Below are 19,802 nucleotides of genomic sequence, written 5' to 3' on the forward strand. Positions count from 1 at the left end.
TTATTCCCTCTCCTGCTGATTATAGAGATAGTGATACAACCCTTTTTTGGCTAGTAACGCTTCATGCGCCCCCGCTTCAATGAGATTTCCTTTGTCCATAACCATAATGCGGCTGGCGGTTCTCAGCGTAGATAGCCGGTGGGCGATAATGATGACGGTCCGGCCTTCGCAGATTTTTTGCAGATTGTTCTGAATGATCCGCTCGGACTCATAGTCCAGCGCTGAGGTCGCTTCATCAAAGATAAGAATTCTGGGATTGCCGAGCAGCGCCCGTGCAATGGCGATCCGCTGCCTTTGGCCGCCAGACAAACCTTCCCCGCGTTCTCCGACCAGGGTATCGTAGCCTTCCGGCATTTCGATAATAAAGTCATGCGCACCTGCCAGGCGGGCGACGCGTACGATGTCCTGAATATTAGCCGACGGATTGTTAAGCGCGATATTTTCGCGGATACTCCCACTGAACAGGTAGTTTTCCTGGAGCACGACTCCGATCTGACGCCGCAGCCACGAGGGATCGGCCAGGGAGATATCAACCCCGTCGATCAGAATTTTGCCCGATTCCGGAACATACAGGCGTTGGATCAGCTTGGATACCGTACTTTTGCCCGAGCCGCTGCGCCCGACAATGCCGACGACCGTACCGGGCGGTATGGCGAAAGACAATTTGCGCACGATTTCTGGCCCGTCCACTTTATAGCGGAACGTTACCGATTCGAACTGAATCTGTCCGCGGATGCGCGGCAGCCGGGTCTTGGACGCGGAAATGGTGGGCTCTGGTTTGACGAGAAATATATCCTTTAATTTATCAATCGATATGCCCGTCTGCTGGAAGTCCTGCCACATCTGGACCAGGCGTAGTACGGGATCGCTGACCCGCCCGGCCAGCATTTGAAAGGCGATCAGTTGCCCGACTGTGATCGTTCCGGCTAGTACCAGATGGGTTCCGTAAAACAGGATGGCGAGATTGGAAATCTTCTGAATAAATTGGGCGAGCGAGCCGGCCGTGCCTGACAAAATAAGCAGTTTGAAGCTGGAACGCGTGTAATTCGCAAGCAGGCCTTCCCACTTTTTTTGGGAAATCGGCTCTAAAGCAAACGACTTGATCGTCTGTATGCCGGATACGGCCTCTACTAGATAGGACTGGGATTCCGATCCGCGCTGGAATTTCTCTTCGAGCCTGCTGCGGAGCAAAGGGGTAAAGATGATAGAAAGAAGTGCAAAAAACGGAAGCGTGCCGAGTACGATAAAGGTTAGCCGGGTACTGTAGGCAAACATGACGGCGATATATACCGCAATAAACAACACGTCGAGCACCGCCGTAAACGGCGAGCCGGTCAGGAACTGCCGGATATTCTCAAGCTCGCGGACCCGGGCGATTGTGGCTCCCGTTCTGCGATTCTCGAAATAAGATAGCGGAAGTCGAAACAGATGGCTGAATAGCTTTGAGCTGAGCGTAATGTCCACCCTGCTGGTCGTATGGGTAAACACATAGTTCCGGCTGATGCTCAGGATCAGTTCAAACACGATGATAACCAGCAGTCCGATGGCCAGAACATTAAGCGTTGACAGCCCGTGATGTGCCAGCACTTTATCGATGATGACCTGGGTTATCATCGGTGAAACAAGCCCGAACAGCTGCAGGAACAACGAAGCAATCAGAACTTCGGCCAAAATCTTCTTGTGCTTCCACAACGCCGGCAAAAACCACTTAATGCCGAATGCCTCGCTGTGCTCCGATTTGAATTGAGGCGCAAACAAGATGAGCTCTCCGCTCCACATACCAGCCAGCTCATTTGCACTCAGGCTGGACGGTATACCGATCAACGGGTCCAGAATTAAAAACTCCGACTCATTAACCTTGGCGAGTACAACATATCCGCTCTCTTTCTTGCGCAGTGCAGCCGGTAATGGAAGCTTCCGCAGCCGTTCGAGCTTTACTTCGGCCTTTTTGGCTTTAAACCCCAGCTCCTTGGCTGCTTGCAGCATCTGCAGCGTGTTCATGCCTTCACAGTCAATGGCCAGGGAATGCCGTATCTGATCGTAGTCGGCCGAAACATTGTGATAGTTGGCGATCAGGATCAAACACTGCAGGCCAGTATCCAAAACCGGAACCTCCGGCTCTCCTTCCTTACGCTTGTCCTCCTCGTGTACTTCAGCGGTTATCCCCATCGTCCAACATCCCTTGTTTTTATTGGAAAAGCTTATGTAATTTAAAGATACATTTAGACAAATAATATCACATAAACTGGAAACGTAATGTCGAAATATGTATTTAGAAATAATTTTTTCAAATTATTCACAGTACAAAAAAAGCGCTTATTCCAGATGGAAAGGAGCGCCTTTCGTATCAACATTTAGTATTCAAATAAAGGATATAAGCTGATCAAATTCGTGCTCGAGTCCCCAATCAGCGATCCTTCTTACCTTCTCCTCCACTTTTACGAGCTGTTTGCACTGCTCTCTGATTATCAACAGATAGTTAAGTACTCACTTTTTTTCCTTTAGTTTGGGATCATCTGTTAATCCGAGAAAATAATCATTAAAATTCAAGTTCTAAATCGATTGAGTTGTTAGTTCTCCCCCATGTTTTAGATGGAAGTAAAGTATCAGATGGATAACCAATTTTATATTCGTCATTATCAAATATAGATTTAGAGTAAGTGGCAATTAAGTTGCTGATGCGCGTCATTAAAGTTGAACAATATGAACGTACTTGAGAATTTCCTTTACTTTCCTCAAATAAAAAAGTCAGTTCTATGCCCAACTCTAAATTTTTTAGTTGAGATACTTTACTATTTGAATTTTCCAAAAGATGGATTCCCTGTTTGATTACCGTTCTCATACCTGGAGCCCAAATGAGTTAATAATTAGATGTTGATCGAATTGGCAATAGTAGCATGTTCTTGTCCATTTTCGGCAAAGAGACCAAGTTCTTGTCCTTTGCTCAGGACAAGAACTTGGTCCCTTAAAACAGAAAAGTCGTGCTGCGAATTCTTATGGGACTTTGTTCTTGTCCACCGACAATAATAAAGCATAGATAATATATAAAAGCAATTCTCCCAGCAGAAGGACGGAGGCTGAAAATGAAGCTTGTACCCAACTGCATAACGCTCAGCCGGACCTTGCTGGCACTCCTGCTGTTCTGGCTTGAGCCGCTGGGCGCGGGCTTCACTATTGTCTATATCCTGTGCGGAATCACAGATATGCTGGACGGGCCGATTGCCAGAAAAACCGGAACAATCAGCAGCCTCGGCGCCAAGCTTGACTCCCTGGCCGACATGACGCTGGTAGGCGCTGCATTATATACATTGTATCCGTTCCTTGGACTTACACCCGGGGTTCTCCTCTGGATCATGCTGATCGCCTTAATCCGGGGTGCCTCCATGCTGACCGCGCTGCGCAAATTCCGGACCTACGGGAGCATTCATACCTATGGCAACAAACTCGCCGGACTCCTGTTATTTATCACACCTCTGCTGCTTCCGTATATTCATCAAGGAGTCTGGACTGCTGTTGTATGCACCGTAGCTACCATATCCGCTGTGGAGGAATTCATCATTCTTCTGAGCTCAAGCCAGCTGCAGCTGGACCGAAAGGGGCTGTATCGGCGGCGTTAATCCTCAGTAGATACACCCCAAAGAACCCATAACACACACAACGGGCTCTCCGGTAACACTCCCCATTCTTCTATAGTCCTGCACAACAAGAATACTTAGCCTACCGGTCCGGCATCCGCAAAGCTCCTGATTAACGCCTTGACCTGTCGTCTGGAGGTAACGGTGATGACTTGCTGATGAGCGCCGGCCTGCCGGAGTCTCGCAATGGTGTTGTCGCGGCTTCGTGTCTTGTAGCTCCAGACCCATTTCACAAACGCAAAGTCGAGCTTCTCCGGACAGCCTTCGTTCATATCGGGTCTGGTCTGGTTATGGTACATCAGACGCCGCTTCACAATCCGGTACATGCATAAGAGCCTGGGCAGATCCAGAAAAATGATGACATCCGCACGCCTGATCCTCATATCCATGGTCTTTGAATAATTGCCGTCTATAATCCACTGCTCTTGCTCCGTATATTGCCGGACTAGCCCGTCCCACTCCTCATCCGGCGTGGGAATCCAGTCCGGGTTCCAGAAAAGGGCGTCCAGATGCACAACCGGAAGATGGAGCAGACCGCCGACCTGCCGTGCCAAGGTGGATTTGCCCGAGCCTCCTGATCCGAGAATTAGAATCCGGTTCATAAGTTCTCCTTATTCAATATGACATAACTGCTATCCCTTCAATCCAACTGCAAATAGTCTCTAATTCCATCCACGATCGCAGAGGCAACTCCTTCCTGAAACGCTGAGGTCCACATCTTCGCCTCATCGCCGGGGTTCGTTAAATATCCCAGTTCCAGCAGCACGGCCGGCATCTCCGTCTCGCGCAGGACAAAAAAGTTTGCAACCTTAACTCCGCGGTCGTTGAGACCCGTGGCTTGAATGACATGCTTATGTATAGTTTCGGCAAAAGCCAGTGATTCGTCATGATAATAAAAGGACTCCGTACCCGATGCCGATGCATCCTCATAGGTATTACCATGGATGGAGATAAATAAATCTGCCGGGAGGTCATTCGCGAACTCCGGCCGGTACAGCTCATGCGTGGATATGAAAGCATCCCCGGTCCGGGTAAGCTCAATCTGAAGCTGCGGATCATCCGCCAGCTTCGCTGCTATTGCCTGTGATACGCTGAGGTTGAACTCCTTCTCAAACCGTCCGCTCACAGAAGTCGCACCAGGGTCTTCACCGCCATGACCCGGATCGATTACAACCTTGTACACAGGTCCGGAATACACTGGATCACTGCTTCCAGGCCCGCTTGTACGATCTGGTTCATGAAATGCCCGATTACCCGCCGCCGGAGGCGCAGCCAGACTTGAGTCTGCGCTATTCCCGCCTGAACCGTTACTGACGCCATCACTGCATGCCGCAAGCAGTAGCAGACTGAGCCATACGGCAGCTATAATGTACATCTTCCTCATTCCGGTCTCTCCTTATCGCCCACTTCAATTCGTATCCCCTTCCATTTCAGCATACCGGAGGCTGGATAGGCAAGACCTAATCTCACCTATGCATTCATATCTTCACAAAAAAACTGATGGAGGCCTATGTCATGGCTCCAATCAGTCTTGTGTTATTTCTATGCTATTTGGCGGGTGTATGCTCTGCTGCCTGCCCGGCATGACTAGAGGAATTCAGCAAGACGAGCCCCCCGATAATGGTAAGCAGACTAATGCCGGTGAGCAGGTTGAAGGGATCCTTCCAGATCAGGATACCGATGAGTGCAGTCAGCGCCGTTCCCACACCTGACCAGATGGCATAAGCCAGGCTTAACGGTATGGTTCGGAGACTAATGGACAAGCTGTAAAAGGCCACACCCATTCCAATCACTACCCCGATAGACGGCAGCACACTGCTGAATCCGTCGGAGAGCTTGAGCATTGTCGTGCCAAAGATTTCCGAGAGGATGGCAATACTTAGTGCTAGATAACTTTTCACAGTTCAACCCTCCGTTGAAAGCTTCAGGAGCACCACACCGCCAATGATGAGGAGCAGTCCTGCTACTTTTTTGACATTCAGACTTTCTTTATAGACCAGTACGCCAACCAATGCGGTTAACGCCGTTCCCACACCCGACCAGATGGCATAAGCCGTCCCGAGGGGGATCTCCTTCAGCGCGAGTGACAGATTGAAGAACGCCAGCCCCATGCCGGCGACCACCGCAATGGATGGAAGCAGTCTTTTGAACCCGTTCGATGCCTTAAGCATGGAGCTGCCGAAGACCTCACTCACAATAGCTAACGACAATAATACATAAGAATTCACTTGGGTTGCCTCCTAATTAATCATCTCCAGCAATTTGCTGACGACCTTGTCCCGCATTTCACCGCTGATTTCACCGATTCCAAATACCTCCGATAACCACAGGCCGTCTACAGCCAGCCGGACAATCGAGGAGATCACCGGATCAAGTCCATCGTTCTCCATGTTCTGCTGCCAGACCGAGTACTGTTCACGAAGCTCTTCCAGCAGATCCCCGTTATTAAAAAGCGCTGCGTTAAGCGCTACGTTCATGCCCTGCTCTTCCTTATCTGCTTCAACGGTGGACTTCAGATAGGCCCGGCTCCATTTCCCTTGATCCCGTGTATCCCGGGCTGCCCTATTCTGAACATCTGCTATGAAGTCATTCGTTATCCCTGACACCATGCTTTGAATTAAGGCGTCCTTATTTGGAAAATGATGCAGCAGACCGCCTTTGCTCACCCCTGCTTCGGCGGCTACTGCTTCAAGCGTAAGCTTCTCAATTCCTTGATGCTTCACGACGTTTGAAGCGGCCGCCAGAATCAGACTTCGTTTGGAATTACTATTCAAGTGAATCACCTCTGCATTTACTATACCGTCCGGACGGTTTGAATGTCAATTAATTAACAAGAACAACGTCGCCCGGCGGAAGAATCCAACTGGAGTGTATGCATTATGCAGCTTATCCGGCCTGTGTAACTTAGGAGATATTAGGCCACCACTTACTCCCCTCAGACTTCTTCTGACAGCTACCTCTGTACAGTTCCCCGGGGAAATTAAGCGCAATGCAATACTGCTCCTCATTCCCGCCTCCCGCCCACTTTCGGCGGATTCAGGGGCACTTCTGCTCCTCATTTACGCCTCCCGCCCGCTTTCGGCGGATTCAGGGGCACTTCTGCTCCTCATTCCCGCCTCTCGCCCACTTTCGGCGGATTCAGGGGCACTTCTGCCCCTCATTTACGCTTCCCGCCCGCTTTCGGCGGATTCAGGGGCACTTCTGCCCCTCATTTACGCTTCCCGCCCGCTTTTGGCGGATTCAGGGGCACTTCTGCCCCTCATTCCCGCCTCCCGCCCGCTTTTGGCGGATTCAGGGGCAGTTCTACTCCTCATTCCCGCCTCCCGCCCGCTTTTGGCGGATTCAGGGGCACTTCTGCCCCTCATTTACGCCTCCCGCCCGCTATTTAGAGGGATTTATCCCTTGGATTCGCTCATACCGCCCGCTTTCGGCGGGATCAGAGGGACTCCTATAAGAACACATTCATCCTTCTGACGGAGAAGGCTTTGCTCTAAATTCCAATGAAACCTATCCCCAACAGATGAATATCATAAATTCCGGGCACGCCTGACACAGCAAAAAACGCCCATCCGTTGATGAGCGTCACTTAACCATTATTCCCGCACTATTAATAAGAACTTGATTATCGGCCTGCCTATAGTCCTGATAACAATCCCTTAATATAGCCGCTTAACTCTTGAGCAGTCTGCTGATGGGCCAGTAATCCCGGATGGGTTCTTGCTCCCGCCGTTTCGTCCGTCATATCCGGCAATTGAAACACTGACACCTTCTTATCGCCCGTGGCCTTCCTATAAGCATCCACAGCACGATAAATCGCCGGCATCAGCGGAATGCCCAGCATGCCATACACCCAGAGAATATGGGCAGTGTTGTTATACCGTCTCAGCTTGCCCAGGAAATTCACCACTGCCGCCTCAAAAGCTGACAGATCGTCTTCATGATAACTGCCGTCTTCCTTCAGCCGCTGCTTATATCTCTGTCCCGTACCTTCATCTTCCCATTCCGGAGAATGAAATGCACCGTCATCGTTGGTGCCAAGATTAACGACCACCACATCGGGCTGCCAGGACCCGAAATCATTCACCTTATGTGCTCCCAATGCTTCATTATGGGCTCCGGTAAGCAGGCCGCAGACCTGTTCGTAGATATCTGGAAGATTACCCTTCGGATTGTTATCCCAGCTGGTGAGCACACCCCAGCCGCTCTGCGAGATCACCCGGTATTCTGCCTGAACTGCGTCTGCTGTCATAGCCGTATAATTATGCACTCCGCTGAACCAGGCCGGTATCCAGTCCAGTTCTTCCCGGGCTCCGATAACGCCTTCACCTGAAGTGATGCTATCACCAATGAACTCAAGCCGGTAGGGCTTCGCTTCAACCGGCAGGAACTCCCCATCTGTGCGGACCGCATGGAACTGCAAATAGCAGCCCGGGTCGCCGCTCATCGCCTGGACCTCTTTTACAATCCGGATATTCTTCACCGTGTCAGGGTTCATCCCCCGGAATACACAGATCCAGTGCCTTCCGGCATTCAACATCTGTCTGCTGACCGGAACGGAGTTGATCAAGATACTGATCCATGATTCGTATTGGTCATAACCGGATTCCACCTCAATCCACAGCCCGGAAGCCTGGACATTCAGCTCGATGGCACTTCCCGTCCAGAATAACGTAACCGGGTCCAGGTCGCCTGTCGTTCTGCCATGAATCTTCAAATGCTCTATCTCAGCCAGCCGCTGTACCTGTAAATGGGCGTCCCCACTCATTCTGATCCCTCCCGCCTAGTAGCAATCGTGAAGCTGCGGACCTTCATCCATTTGCCGCCTACCCACTCGTCGATGGTTCCCTTCTTCGTCCGGACACAGAATTTATGCGCCGTGCCGCGTTCAAATCCGGTTGCCTCATACAGCAGATCATCACCTTGCTGCCCTTTGAAGTAGACCTGCTTCAGTCCGAGTCTGTTCAATAATTCCAGCTTCACACTTTCGGTATATTGCCGTGAGAATTCTTTTGACATCTATGTTCCTCCTGCACTGATTAAGTTCTTTACTGTTTTTTCGGATCGCTTATATGAGGATAACGTAAAAGCTGCTGATTTACATCTTTATTTTCAATTCCGCTGCCTCAAATCTAGTTGATTTTGAACTCTCCCATGTAATAAAATGAAAAGATTAAATAGAAAAGGATGCGCATACGCAATGCCGTTTAAGGAATCACGCTCGCTAAGTAAAAGATCGATTCTATTCTTCTCCCTAATTATGCTAGTTAAAAGCTATTTCGCCTGGTATTACCTGTTCGAAGACGGGCCGACCTGGACCACATGGCTGAAAGAGATTCCTTTTGTGCTGCTGCTGTTCTGCCTCATCGAATGGTTCGCCACGAAGCGGAAAATTGCCATCTATATGCTCGTCAATCTGCTCATTACCGTTTTATTCTTCTCTCTGATTGTCTATCATAATCATTTTGGCATTATTGCTACTTCTCAGGTCTTCGGCCAGGTCAAGCAGGTGGGAGCCGTCAAGAAAAGTATATTCGCCGTCGTGCACCCTCAATATATGCTTATTTTCGTAGACATTATTATTATCAGCCTGGTTATGCTCAGACGCAAGAAGGCGCTGGCTTGGAAGCACTCGATGTCCCGTCCCAGTAACCGCAAGGCGGTCGCTGCCTTGTTCTGTGTTTCACTTGTTATGTGTTTGATGAATATTTTTCCGAACAAGGCAAGTATGAACGAGAATGTCAAAGCCGAACAAATGGGGATTCTCAATTATGAAGCTTATGCCCTGCTGGGTGAACCGGAGGAAGAGCAGATTGATCAAGCGGAGATCTCACAGGCAGGCATCGATAAAACCAAAGGCATTCAGAGCCTAGCGAATCCGGTTCTGTACGGGGCCGCCAAGGGTAAGAATCTGATCATCCTGCAAATGGAATCTTTCCAGAACTTTCTGATCAACCTTTCAATTGACGGAACGGAAATCACACCTAATTTGAACAAGCTTGCCTCCGAAAGCTACTACTTCCCCCGTTTCTTTCAGCAGGTGGGTCAAGGTAACACATCGGATGCCGAATTCATCGTAAATACTTCCTTCTATGTTCCGCCGGATGGTCCGGCGACGGAAATGTATGCACCGAAAGATCTGCCCAGCTTGCCGAAGCTGCTGCAGGCCCAAGGTTACGATACCGCAACCTTCCATACGAATGAAGTCGATTTCTGGAACCGCGGAGAGCTGTACAATGCACTTGGCTTCAACCGATATTATGATAAGGCTTACTTCGGTGAAGAGGATCTTGTCTTCTATGGTTCATCGGATGAAGTCCTGTACAACAAAACATCTGCAGAGCTGGCCCGGATGGACCAAAGTGAACAGCCCTTCTATTCACATGTGATCTCGATGTCATCGCATAATCCATTCACCATTCCAGAGAGCAAATACAAGATGACCTTGCCGGAACGTTATGAAGGTACACTCGTTGGAAACTATATCCGGGCCGAGAACTATGCGGATTATGCACTGGGTCAATTTATGGACGAACTCAAAAGCAGCGGGGTATGGGATAACAGTGTGGTTGTGCTTTATGGCGATCACCGGGGACTTCCTATTTTCTCGCTCAAGGATGATGATAAAGTCTTAATGGAGGAAATTCTGGGGCATGAATATAATGAACGCGATCTGATTAATATCCCGCTCATCATTTCAGCTACCGGCATTACGTCTCCAAGTGTGAAGGAGCAGCTAGGCGGACAGGTTGACATTCTCCCTACTGTAGCGAATTTACTCGGTGTACCGCTGGACTATCATATTCATTTTGGACAGGATCTGTTGAATCAGACCCATTATAATCTGCTGCCGCAGCGCTATTATCTGCCTACAGGTTCCTTCGTTAATAACGAAGAGCTCTTCTTATCCGGCAGCGGGTTCGAGGACGGCCAGCATTATACATTATCCGGTGACGGGACGGAGCTCCTGCAATCGACAGAGGATGAATTCACCCGGGCACTTGAGCTTCTGAGGATGTCGGACAGTTATGTTACACAACTGCCGGACCGTGAAGTTAAGGATGAGAGCAGCTCTGATTAAAAGCTAACAAAAATAGAGCCTGGTCCTGGAGAAGCTTCTCCAGAACCGGGCTCTTTATCAGTGATCACAGCTGCTTGTTCAGGAAATCCTTCACGGCCTGGCCTGCCGGAATCGGCAGCTGCATCCAGACATAAGCATGAAGGGAGTCAGGAATGCGCGTGATTTCGTAGCTGTCCAACAGCCCTGCGAAAGCGTCTAGACTGCGTCGGATGGACTCGTCACCCCACTCTTCTTCGCTGGGAAGGAATAGTACGGGACACTCTATTTTATGATAATACTGCTCAAACGACAGATCCCAGTACTTTACGATATATTCGGTCCGGACACGATTTAAATAACAATAGGTATATTTACCGTCTGGCAGCTGCTGCAGGCTGTTCTCATAGAAGGCGGAGAAATATGGATTCCATAGCCCCTCCTTTGTCAGCTCCGCCCGTTGTTCGGAAACATACTCCTCTATGCTGTTGAACATCCGTTCCTCCCGCTCACCCAATTCTGCACGAAGCTGTTCTTTTCTCTGCGTTATTTCTTCCGCGGTACCATTGAATATTCCATATTCGCCGAATTCATTATTAAGTGCACCTTCGCAGACCAGAGACAATACCCTCTCCGGATGCGCCGCCGCCAGACTGAGACCAACCTCAGCTCCCATCGAGCTGCCGACGATATGGCACTTATCTACCTGCAGATGCTGCAGCAGCCTGTACATATCCTCCGCCATCTCATCGATATGATAGCCGGTTTCCGGTTTGTCCGACTTACCATGTCCCCGGAGATCGGGAGCAATGATGCTGTAGTCCTGCTGGAACTGCGGGAGAATGCCCTCCCACATGTTCAAATTTCCGCCGCTGAAATGTAGAAATAGAATAATAGGCTTACCATTTAAAGAATACCTGACGTTTATCGCTAGCTGTCCTAATGAAATACGTTCCTCGATCAAAATTCAAACCTCCAAGCTATGTATGAAATTACTGATAGCGGCTGAAATCTTCTTATGTATGTATTGTTTTGGCTATCAACACTTAGAGATAACTCTAACTACCAGCAGTTATATCTCCCGTAGCAAATCGTAATTATTGGTGTCATAGAGAGCAACCTTCAAATCAATAATGTTCAGATTTTTCTTCAATTCATCCATCTGCCGCAGTACTTCCTTACGGTGCTCGATCATAATGCTGCGCCGTGTTTCCTTGGTCGAATCGCCTTCCATAATCAATTCGATGTATTTCTTGATATCTTTAATAGGCATTCCGGTGTTTTTCAGGCAGCAAATCACTTTGACTAGTGATAAATCGCCATCAGAAAATATGCGGTTTCCCGCCCCGTTTCGTCCCACAAAGGGCAATAACCCCTCCTTATCGTAAAAGCGGAGCGTATGCGCAGTCACCTCGCAAATCGCAGCTACTTCATTGATACTGTACATCCTCTTTCACCTCGAAATAGGTATTTTAAAGACTGCTTGACTTCGATAAGCCTCTAAGTATTAACATTAAGTATATCGAACGGCTGGTCAACTTACAATTCAGACGCCGGATGTTAAGCATTATGGTATGGGCCATAGATACAGACAAAGGAGAGAAAGAGAAGATGGAAAAATTCCCTAAATGGACAGCTTCAAATATCCCCTCACAGCGGGGCCGCTCAGCCATCGTCACCGGCACAGGAGGCATCGGCTACGAAACGGCGCTGGAGCTGGCAAAAAACGGGGCAGAAGTCATACTCGCTGGCCGCAATGCCGCAAAAGGAGCGGAGTCGGTGAAAAAAATCCGCAGCAGTGTTACCTCAGCCAATATCCGTTTTGAAGAGCTGGATCTTGCCAGCCTAGAGTCGGTACAGGCGTTCGGCGCAAGGATGAATAAGGGGCGGCACAGTCTTGATCTGTTAATCAATAATGCAGGGGTGATGACACCGCCTACCCGCAAAATCACGAAAGATGGCTTTGAGCTTCAATTCGGTACGAATTACCTTGGACATTTCGCGTTGACTGCACATCTGATGCCTTTACTGCGCAAAGGAAATAAACCGCGTGTAATAAGCCTGGGCAGTGTTGCCCACCGGAGCGGCTCAATCCATTTTGACGACCTGCAATTTGAACGCCGTTATCATGCCATGGAAGCTTATGCGCAATCAAAAATTGCCATGATCATGTTCGCACTGGAGCTGCAGCGGCGCAGTGACGCATCGGGCTGGGGCCTATTGAGCCTTCCGGTTCATCCGGGTGTTTCACGCACGGACCTGCTTCTTAATGGGGCCGGGCCGAACAGCACAGCGGGGATTCTACGCAGGTTCCTGGGGCCGATCTTGTTCCAGCCGGCTGCGCAAGGCGCGCTTCCAACTCTGTTCGCCGCGACATCGCCGGACGCGAAGTCCGGAACTTATTATGGTCCCGGCAGACTCTCAGAAACAAGGGGCTTGCCAAAGCCCGGCAAGATCGCTCCGCAGGGGCTGGATGCCGCTGTGGCAGCCAGATTGTGGGAAGTATCCAAACAATTGACGGATGTGGATTTCGACGCAATCGCGAATTCATAAAGGTTCCATAGGCACCAATCCCGCCTGCTGATCATACACAGATAGAAAGAAGGGCGGGATGCGGGATGGGTAACATGCGGAATGAACAGGAATGGGCCATCTTTCTGGCTGCCGTCTGCGGACAGACCTATGCACAATTTGAACATGCGGATGGTTCGTTCGTGGTTCCGGCGGACTTCTCGGTCGTGCATAATTTCCGGGCGAGATCCATGGGCGGGATCTCCGAGCCCTTTGGCTTCATTCTGGAATCACCGCAGGAGATTATTATTGCCTGGCGCGGAAGCAGTTCGACCACCAATTGGCTCTCGAACATGAATGCTGCGCAAAAGAAGTTCAAATATATCAGCGAGGACTGCCTGACGCACAGAGGCTTCACAGATATTTATTCGTCGGCACGGGAGGAAATCCTCTCCGTACTCGGCACCTTGTCACCAGAGAAAACGGTATACGTTACAGGCCACAGCCTTGGCGGGGCTCTAGCAACCTTATGTGCTATAGATATTGCTGCTAATTCAGCCCACAGTTCTCCCCGCCTGTATACGTATGGCTCCCCGCGTGCGGGTGACCCTGCATTTGCCAAAGCTTTCAGCAGCTATGTCCGCAGCAGTTTCCGTTATGCCAATCTTTTTGATGTCGCCACCTACGTTCCACCTACCATCTACAAGCTGCCCCGGCATGAGAAAAAATACTATTACACCCATGTGCAGACGCTGTACTCATTATCTTTCCAGAATGGCACGGTTGAGCTCAATCATGTGCTAAGAAGCTACTTCGCTGTACTGTCGAAGCAACGACCGGAATTCACAGCAATGTTATGCTCCACGAATCCCGGCTTCTGTCCGGTGCTTGAATTGATTACCTGATTACCGGGGAGAGCCCCTGCATTTCGCTAATTAATTCGCCAATATTTGGTTCAGGCTCTTCTCCAGCACTTTCAATCCTGCTTCCGGCTCAATCCGGTGGCGGATAATATTCTGCAGTTCCTCTGACATAGCAGTGAACAGAGCCGCATATTTATCGGTTTGCGGGGCGAACTTCACCTGATCCCTGGACTGGATAAACTGGGCGCGGTAAGGCAGCTCCCGGTAAGCCCGGCTCTCTGCGATGTCAAGATTCGCCGGGACATGCCCCGCCTCCCCCCAGATATGCCCGCCCACCTCTGAGAAATACTTCATGAAGTCCATCGCGCCTGCCTGCTCCTCTTCGCTGACGTAAGCCGGAACAACCAGCGTATGTGAGCTTCCCCAATGGGCGGCGCTGCCGAAGATCGGCGGGAGAGACATAATACCAATATCAAGGTCATCATTGCCCAGATGATGGCCCGCTTCCCATACTCCGCCGAACCACAGTCCGGCCTGGCCGTTATAGAAGGAGTCCCAAGGTGTATTATCGTTCAGATCACTTAATCCCTCTTCGAACAGCTGCTGGTAGAAGCTGAGGACCTTCACCGACTTCTCATTATCGACCGCTGCATGTTTCATATCGGGACTAAACAGCTCTCCGCCTGCCTCATAATACAGATCCAGGAACGATTCCTGGAAATAAGGAGTGTTGACCGCCATCGGCTGTACTCCCGGAACCCGCGCAGCGATCTGTCGCAGCATACGGATGAACCCTGAGGGAGTATTCTCTTCGAGCTTCGGTGTTCCAGATGGCGTAAGCAATCCGGCCTTGGCCAATATATGCTTGTTGTAATAGAGCATGTGAAAATGCGTATCGAGCGGGACCGCATAATATTGTCCGCTGTAGCTGACGCTCTGCAGGTTCTGTTCACCGATTTCACTCCACTGGAATCCGTCCTGCTCAGCCAGAGCATTCAACGGTACAATTTGCCCCGCCTTGATGAACGGCGACAACCGGTCCGCATGGACGACGGCTACATCAGGCCCTTTGCCGAAGGACAGAGCAGTGCTCAGCCTGGCATAATATTCGTTTGATTCAAGTCTGAGCTGCTTCACAAACACATCACTCTGGGAAGCATTATAATCTTTGATAATCCTCTCAACGAATTCACCTTCGCCGCCTCCGAACGGATTCCAGAACGACACCTCGACAGGCGCTGTGCTCTCCAGGGTACTCTGATTCCCGGAAGAGAGCTCTGCACAGCCCGGCAGCAGGAACAGATACAGCAGCAGAACGGGCAGCATACGGCCCATGGTTTTCATCTCACTCCCCCTTTCCGGAACAGGCTCACTTCAGTCATAATTTGTAAGCGTTTGCACTAAATTCCACCATCCCAGCCCTCATTGGCCGCTCTTACGGACCAGCACGCGATATTCCGACGGAGAGACACCGGTGATCTTCTTGAACACTTTGGAGAAATATTTCGGGTCCTGAATCCCGACCAAGGTACCGACATCTCCAGCCTTCAGTTCTCCGGTAAGCAGAATCTTGGCCTTTTCAATCCTGATCCGGGTCAGATACTCCAGGAAGCTCTCGCCTACTTCCTTCCTGAACAGGTTGGCGAAATAATTCTTGCTTAGGTGTACAAGCCGGCTGATCGACTGCAGCGTAATTTCCTGATCATAGTACTGCTGAATATACTGGGTTGCCTTGATAATGCTGTTCCGGTCGCTGTTATACATCTCTATCATATGCTCTACCAGCGTTTCGAAGGCCTGCATGAACCATAGCCGGCTCTGTTCAAGCGTTTCCAGCATCGACAGCTCGTCGAAGTACTGCTTCTTGAGCTCCAGAACCTGTTCTGCATCCCTGGATACATCGGGCCACAAGGTTGTTAAGATCATCAGCAGCTCTAGGGAGATAATCTGCACGAGATCCGCATCCCGGCGCACAGCCAGCTGCCCGAACAGCTGATTCAGATACTCCTCCAGCTCTCTGGTCTGGAAGGCGTACACCATAGACTGGATCTGGCGGCTGCTGATCTGAAGTGCCTCAAGCGGAGGTACTTGCGCCTTCAGTTCTTCGCTGCCGTGAACCAGAACACGCCCGCTTCCCATAAACAGCTTCTGCCCGGCAGCTTCCACGGCCTGGACATAAGCATTCTTCAGCTCTGCCCACTGCCCGTTCACTCCGCTAAGACCAATCGTTGCAGTCCAGCTAGATTGGGCCGATAAGCGGCAGATAAGCTCTTCACTACAGCGGCGCACGAAGTCTAACCAGGCAAACCCTGCAGGCTCTGAGTTAAGCTCTGTGGTTACTATAATATTAAGCTCCCCCTGTCTGTCCGGGAACATCTCATACCCGAGGGTACGCTCAACCCAAATCTGCTCCAGCAGCCTGCGGATCACGCTCTGTCCTTGCCCATACCCCGGCTCAGCACTGCTGCCCAGGCTAATATGGAGCAAATATAGCGGCCGTGAATCCGCAAGTCCCGCCTGTGCGAGTCTACTTTTGTCTATCTGCCCCTGAACCGCCCCCCGCTCCATGAGCTCCAGCAGGAAATTCTCCTTATGCACCTGCTCCGGGTAAGCAGCCGGGGAAGAGACGGGCACGTTCTTCTGCACCGCCTCCAGGCTTTCCTTCAATTTAAGCAGCACCAGTTCAAAGTCACGCGGCATCATATCCGATTTGATCATATACTCGGATACACTATGTCTGATCGCTTCCTTGGCATACTGGAAATCTTCGAGGTTGCTAAGGATAATAATCCTGATATCCGGTGAGAGCTTCCGTACCTCGGCGATTAGCTCGATGCCGTCCATTACAGGCATTTTCATATCGGTAATCAGAATATCCGGCAGCCCGGCTGCCATCACCTCGAGCGCTTCCCTGCCGTTCGACGCTTCGCCTATGACCTCCATCCCGATGGACTCCCAATTAATCATCGACCGGATTCCATATCTTACGATAAATTCATCTTCTACGATAATGACCCGGTGCATCTCAGCGGTTCCCCCTTATATCTTCTGTCATGAGTGGCAGCTTGATTCGTATTGACGTTCCTGTACCAGGCTCACTGTGAATCTCAATGCCGTACATTTTTCCGCAAATCAGCTTAATCCGTTCATCCACATTGGCCAGTCCAATGCCACCCGATTTCTCCTCCTCTTGCGCTTGCCCGGCCAGCAGACTACGCGCAAGCGCCGGGTCTATCCCCTTCCCGTTGTCCGCTACTTCGAACCATACCAGATTGCCCGGCGCTTTGCTGCACGATATACGGATGCTCCCGCCGGACTCCATCTCTCCAAAAGCATGGATAATCGCGTTCTCCACAATCGGCTGCAGTATCAGCTTGGGTGTCCGCAGGTGGCGGACTTCATCGTCCATCTCAACCACGGTCTCAATATTGAAGTTGAAGCGGAACTTTTGAATCCCCAGATAACACTGCACATGCTCGATTTCCTCTTCCACCGTAACCGTCTCTTCCCCTTTGCCCAGACTGATCCGCAGCAGGCGTGACAATAAGCTGACCATCTCTGCTGCGTTGTTGGCTTTTTGAATCAAGGCCGTCCATTTAATAATATCCAGCGTGTTGTAGAGAAAATGCGGGTTAATCTGCGCCTGCAATGCCTTGAGCTCCGCCATCCGTTTCTGATCCTGCTCCAGATATACCGCTTTCAAAAGCTCGTCGATCCGCACAACCATGTAGTTGAAATTATCGCCGAGAATATCGATTTCGTCATGCCGGCTTTTGGCTTTATAGCGGACGCTGAGCTCGCCGGACATCACCTGCCGCATCAGACGGATCATCTTCAGAATCGGATTCGTAATGGAATTCGCCAGCACCAGTGCAGCAATGACCGAGAAGACAATGCAGAGCAGCCCGACGAAGATGAAAATCTGCAGCAGACGGTTCGAATCCTGGTACAGCGCCGCTTTGGAAATCACATTCACAACCACCCAGTCATTGGTGTGCAGCTTCTTAGCATTCACAATCAGGCTGTCGCCCTTGTACGTGAGTGGAAATCTCGTCTCCTCAGGGCCGGAGCCTATGAGCTTCTCGTAACCCGCCTCACCCAGCACCTCAGTCACACTTCTGCCAATCAGTCCGCTGTCCGGGTAGGAGACCAGCATGCCGCGGCCGTCCATCACGAAGCTTTGCAGGTCCCGGTTGTTGCTTACCGCCTTCGAGACCAGCTCCTTAATGACATCCTCCCGGATATCCAGGACAGCCACAATCCCCAGCGGACTGTCATCGGATATTTTGTACAATTGCTTGGCTACCGAGAAGACATGGGTACTCTGCGAATTCAGACTGTCTACATAGGTCCCGTAGCGGGTCGGATACCAGCGGAAGTTGCTGCCGCCCTCAAGCGTCTGCAGGAATGGCTCTACCTCGGCTGGCGTGCGCTTGTTCCAGCGGTAGATTCCTTTGATATAATGCCTATCCGATACAAAAGAAATCGACTGCACATCCTGATTGATCGCCACAATCGTGGACAGCTTCGTCGTTAGCGACAGACTATCCACATCATAGCTGGCCGTGTCTGTCCGATCAAGGGTCCGCAGCATGCCCACGATCTCGTTATTGTTCAGCACCTGCATCATCATGTCCTTGTACACACCCAGCCGCGTATCCAGATTATCAGCGGTCTGGTACAGCAGATGCTCGGAATATTCGGTTACTTTGTGGTTAATCGTTGATTTGGAGATCGAAAATGAAATAATCCCCATGACCACCAGCGGTGTCAAGGAGAAGAGAACAAGAAGCAGCATCCACTTATAGCGCATGCTGCTCTTCATAATTTTGATCCAGGATATCAGGCGGAGCCGCATGGGCCTGGCAGAACTCTCAGGAGATGTAAGCATGCCCACTATCCTTTCGCGTTTAAGAATTAACCTTTGACACCGGACATCGCCACACCCTGGACAATATGCCGCTGAAGAAGAATGAACACCAGAATCGTCGGTATCGCCGCAATGGCACTTGCCGTCATAATCAGATTGAGCGACATGTTATTATTCGACAAAAAGGTGGGCAGCCCTGCCGAAAGAATCATATTCTCTTCTGAGGTAATCGCCAGATAAGGCCACAGGAAGTTATTCCAGGAGAGGATAAAGAAGAAGATTCCCACAGAGACCATGGCTGAGCGCGTAAGCGGCAGACAGATACTCCACCATAACCGGAAGCTGCGGCTGCCGTCAATCTGCGCGGCTTCAATATAATCCCTGGGTACCCCGTCCATGAATTGCTTCAGCAGCAGAATGCCGATCGGGTTGGTCAGCCCGGGCAGGATAATCGCCCAGATGTTATCAATCAGCTGCAGATGCAGCGCAGTTTCATAGAGCGGAATCAGTATAGCTTCTGTCGGAATCAGCAGACCTGAAACGATCAGCACATAGAATATCCCCCGCGTCCGGAAAGGCAGCTTGGAGAAGGAGAATGCCGCCAGCGAGCTGAGCAGAATGGATATGACGGTGGTGAGGACACCTATGACCAGACTGTTCCACGTCCAATGCAGAATTTGCGAGTCCCGGATGACTTTGACATAGTTATCGGTATTCAGATCTGACCAATTCACCCAATCAGCCAGCGTATATACGTTCACACCGTCAGGCTTCAGGGAGGTGAGGAACATCCAGATCAGCGGAAAAACAAACAGCAGCGCAAGCAGAACAGCAGCAATATTTAAAGCAAGCTTCTTCATGAACGTCTC

General features: G+C 50.5%; 19 protein-coding genes. 4 read left to right on the forward strand and 15 right to left on the reverse strand.

The window, feature by feature from the left end:
* Together R50912_RS20015 and R50912_RS35180 are read right to left on the reverse strand one after the other, a co-directional pair.
* Positions 1 to 2,169 (reverse strand): peptidase domain-containing ABC transporter, encoded by a 2,169-nt coding sequence (locus R50912_RS20015; protein ID WP_042237356.1) that lies wholly within the window; start codon positions 2,167 to 2,169, stop codon positions 1 to 3.
* Between the two features lie 370 nt (positions 2,170 to 2,539).
* Positions 2,540 to 2,842, reverse strand: coding sequence for a hypothetical protein (locus R50912_RS35180; protein WP_156123212.1), 303 nt, complete (start codon positions 2,840 to 2,842; stop codon positions 2,540 to 2,542).
* 241 nt (positions 2,843 to 3,083) lie between these two features.
* Between R50912_RS35180 and R50912_RS20020 the strand changes: the two genes are divergently transcribed.
* On the forward strand, positions 3,084 to 3,617 hold the full coding sequence (locus R50912_RS20020; RefSeq protein WP_042237358.1) for a CDP-alcohol phosphatidyltransferase family protein: 534 nt from the start codon (positions 3,084 to 3,086) through the stop codon (positions 3,615 to 3,617).
* A 95-nt stretch (positions 3,618 to 3,712) separates the two neighbouring features.
* Here the strand turns inward: R50912_RS20020 and R50912_RS20025 are convergent, their stop codons facing one another.
* From R50912_RS20025 to R50912_RS20055, 7 genes are all read right to left on the reverse strand, one after another.
* The gene (locus R50912_RS20025; RefSeq protein ID WP_042237359.1) at positions 3,713 to 4,237 is read right to left on the reverse strand and encodes a DNA topology modulation protein; all 525 of its coding nucleotides are present in this window, start codon (positions 4,235 to 4,237) and stop codon (positions 3,713 to 3,715) included.
* 38 nt (positions 4,238 to 4,275) lie between these two features.
* Positions 4,276 to 5,019, reverse strand: coding sequence for an N-acetylmuramoyl-L-alanine amidase family protein (locus tag R50912_RS20030; RefSeq protein ID WP_042237361.1), 744 nt, complete (start codon positions 5,017 to 5,019; stop codon positions 4,276 to 4,278).
* A 163-nt stretch (positions 5,020 to 5,182) separates the two neighbouring features.
* Positions 5,183 to 5,536 carry a DMT family transporter gene (locus tag R50912_RS20035; RefSeq protein WP_042237363.1) on the reverse strand — a complete coding sequence of 118 codons (354 nt, stop codon included), beginning with the start codon at positions 5,534 to 5,536 and terminating at the stop codon, positions 5,183 to 5,185.
* Positions 5,537 to 5,539: 3 nt separating this feature from the next.
* Entirely contained in the window at positions 5,540 to 5,863 is a 324-nt protein-coding gene (locus R50912_RS20040; protein WP_042138348.1) for a DMT family transporter, read from the reverse strand.
* A gap of 12 nt (positions 5,864 to 5,875) precedes the next feature.
* The gene (locus R50912_RS20045) at positions 5,876 to 6,409 is read right to left on the reverse strand and encodes a TetR/AcrR family transcriptional regulator (RefSeq protein ID WP_042237365.1); all 534 of its coding nucleotides are present in this window, start codon (positions 6,407 to 6,409) and stop codon (positions 5,876 to 5,878) included.
* Between the two features lie 860 nt (positions 6,410 to 7,269).
* Positions 7,270 to 8,400 carry an SGNH/GDSL hydrolase family protein gene (locus tag R50912_RS20050; protein ID WP_042237367.1) on the reverse strand — a complete coding sequence of 377 codons (1,131 nt, stop codon included), beginning with the start codon at positions 8,398 to 8,400 and terminating at the stop codon, positions 7,270 to 7,272.
* Positions 8,397 to 8,651 carry a hypothetical protein gene (locus R50912_RS20055; RefSeq protein ID WP_042237369.1) on the reverse strand — a complete coding sequence of 85 codons (255 nt, stop codon included), beginning with the start codon at positions 8,649 to 8,651 and terminating at the stop codon, positions 8,397 to 8,399. Before R50912_RS20055 ends, R50912_RS20050 begins: the two co-directional genes overlap by 4 nt.
* A gap of 181 nt (positions 8,652 to 8,832) precedes the next feature.
* Between R50912_RS20055 and R50912_RS20060 the strand changes: the two genes are divergently transcribed.
* On the forward strand, positions 8,833 to 10,713 hold the full coding sequence (locus tag R50912_RS20060; protein WP_042237370.1) for an LTA synthase family protein: 1,881 nt from the start codon (positions 8,833 to 8,835) through the stop codon (positions 10,711 to 10,713).
* Between the two features lie 64 nt (positions 10,714 to 10,777).
* Here R50912_RS20060 and R50912_RS33415 read toward each other — a convergent pair whose 3' ends face one another.
* A complete protein-coding gene (locus R50912_RS33415) occupies positions 10,778 to 11,653 on the reverse strand; it encodes an alpha/beta fold hydrolase (RefSeq protein WP_052416544.1) in 876 nt (291 codons plus the stop codon).
* A gap of 108 nt (positions 11,654 to 11,761) precedes the next feature.
* Entirely contained in the window at positions 11,762 to 12,136 is a 375-nt protein-coding gene (locus R50912_RS20070; RefSeq protein ID WP_039293820.1) for a MerR family transcriptional regulator, read from the reverse strand.
* A gap of 164 nt (positions 12,137 to 12,300) precedes the next feature.
* On the opposite strand from R50912_RS20070, the gene R50912_RS20075 reads away from it, so the two are divergent.
* Together R50912_RS20075 and R50912_RS20080 are read left to right on the forward strand one after the other, a co-directional pair.
* Positions 12,301 to 13,242: an SDR family oxidoreductase gene (locus R50912_RS20075; RefSeq protein WP_081956808.1), complete on the forward strand. Its 942-nt coding sequence runs from the start codon at positions 12,301 to 12,303 to the stop codon at positions 13,240 to 13,242.
* A 65-nt stretch (positions 13,243 to 13,307) separates the two neighbouring features.
* Positions 13,308 to 14,105 (forward strand): lipase family protein, encoded by a 798-nt coding sequence (locus R50912_RS20080; RefSeq protein ID WP_042237375.1) that lies wholly within the window; start codon positions 13,308 to 13,310, stop codon positions 14,103 to 14,105.
* A gap of 30 nt (positions 14,106 to 14,135) precedes the next feature.
* Here R50912_RS20080 and R50912_RS20085 read toward each other — a convergent pair whose 3' ends face one another.
* From R50912_RS20085 to R50912_RS20100, 4 genes are all read right to left on the reverse strand, one after another.
* A complete protein-coding gene (locus R50912_RS20085; RefSeq protein ID WP_042237377.1) occupies positions 14,136 to 15,407 on the reverse strand; it encodes an ABC transporter substrate-binding protein in 1,272 nt (423 codons plus the stop codon).
* 78 nt (positions 15,408 to 15,485) lie between these two features.
* Positions 15,486 to 17,087 (reverse strand): response regulator, encoded by a 1,602-nt coding sequence (locus tag R50912_RS20090; protein ID WP_042237379.1) that lies wholly within the window; start codon positions 17,085 to 17,087, stop codon positions 15,486 to 15,488.
* Between the two features lies 1 nt (position 17,088).
* On the reverse strand, positions 17,089 to 18,888 hold the full coding sequence (locus tag R50912_RS33420; RefSeq protein WP_197072945.1) for a cache domain-containing sensor histidine kinase: 1,800 nt from the start codon (positions 18,886 to 18,888) through the stop codon (positions 17,089 to 17,091).
* A gap of 92 nt (positions 18,889 to 18,980) precedes the next feature.
* Positions 18,981 to 19,793, reverse strand: coding sequence for a carbohydrate ABC transporter permease (locus tag R50912_RS20100; RefSeq protein ID WP_042138366.1), 813 nt, complete (start codon positions 19,791 to 19,793; stop codon positions 18,981 to 18,983).
* Positions 19,794 to 19,802 lie beyond the last annotated feature (9 nt).

The organism is Paenibacillus sp. FSL R5-0912, from assembly GCF_000758605.1.
GTDB lineage: Bacteria > Bacillota > Bacilli > Paenibacillales > Paenibacillaceae > Paenibacillus_AQ.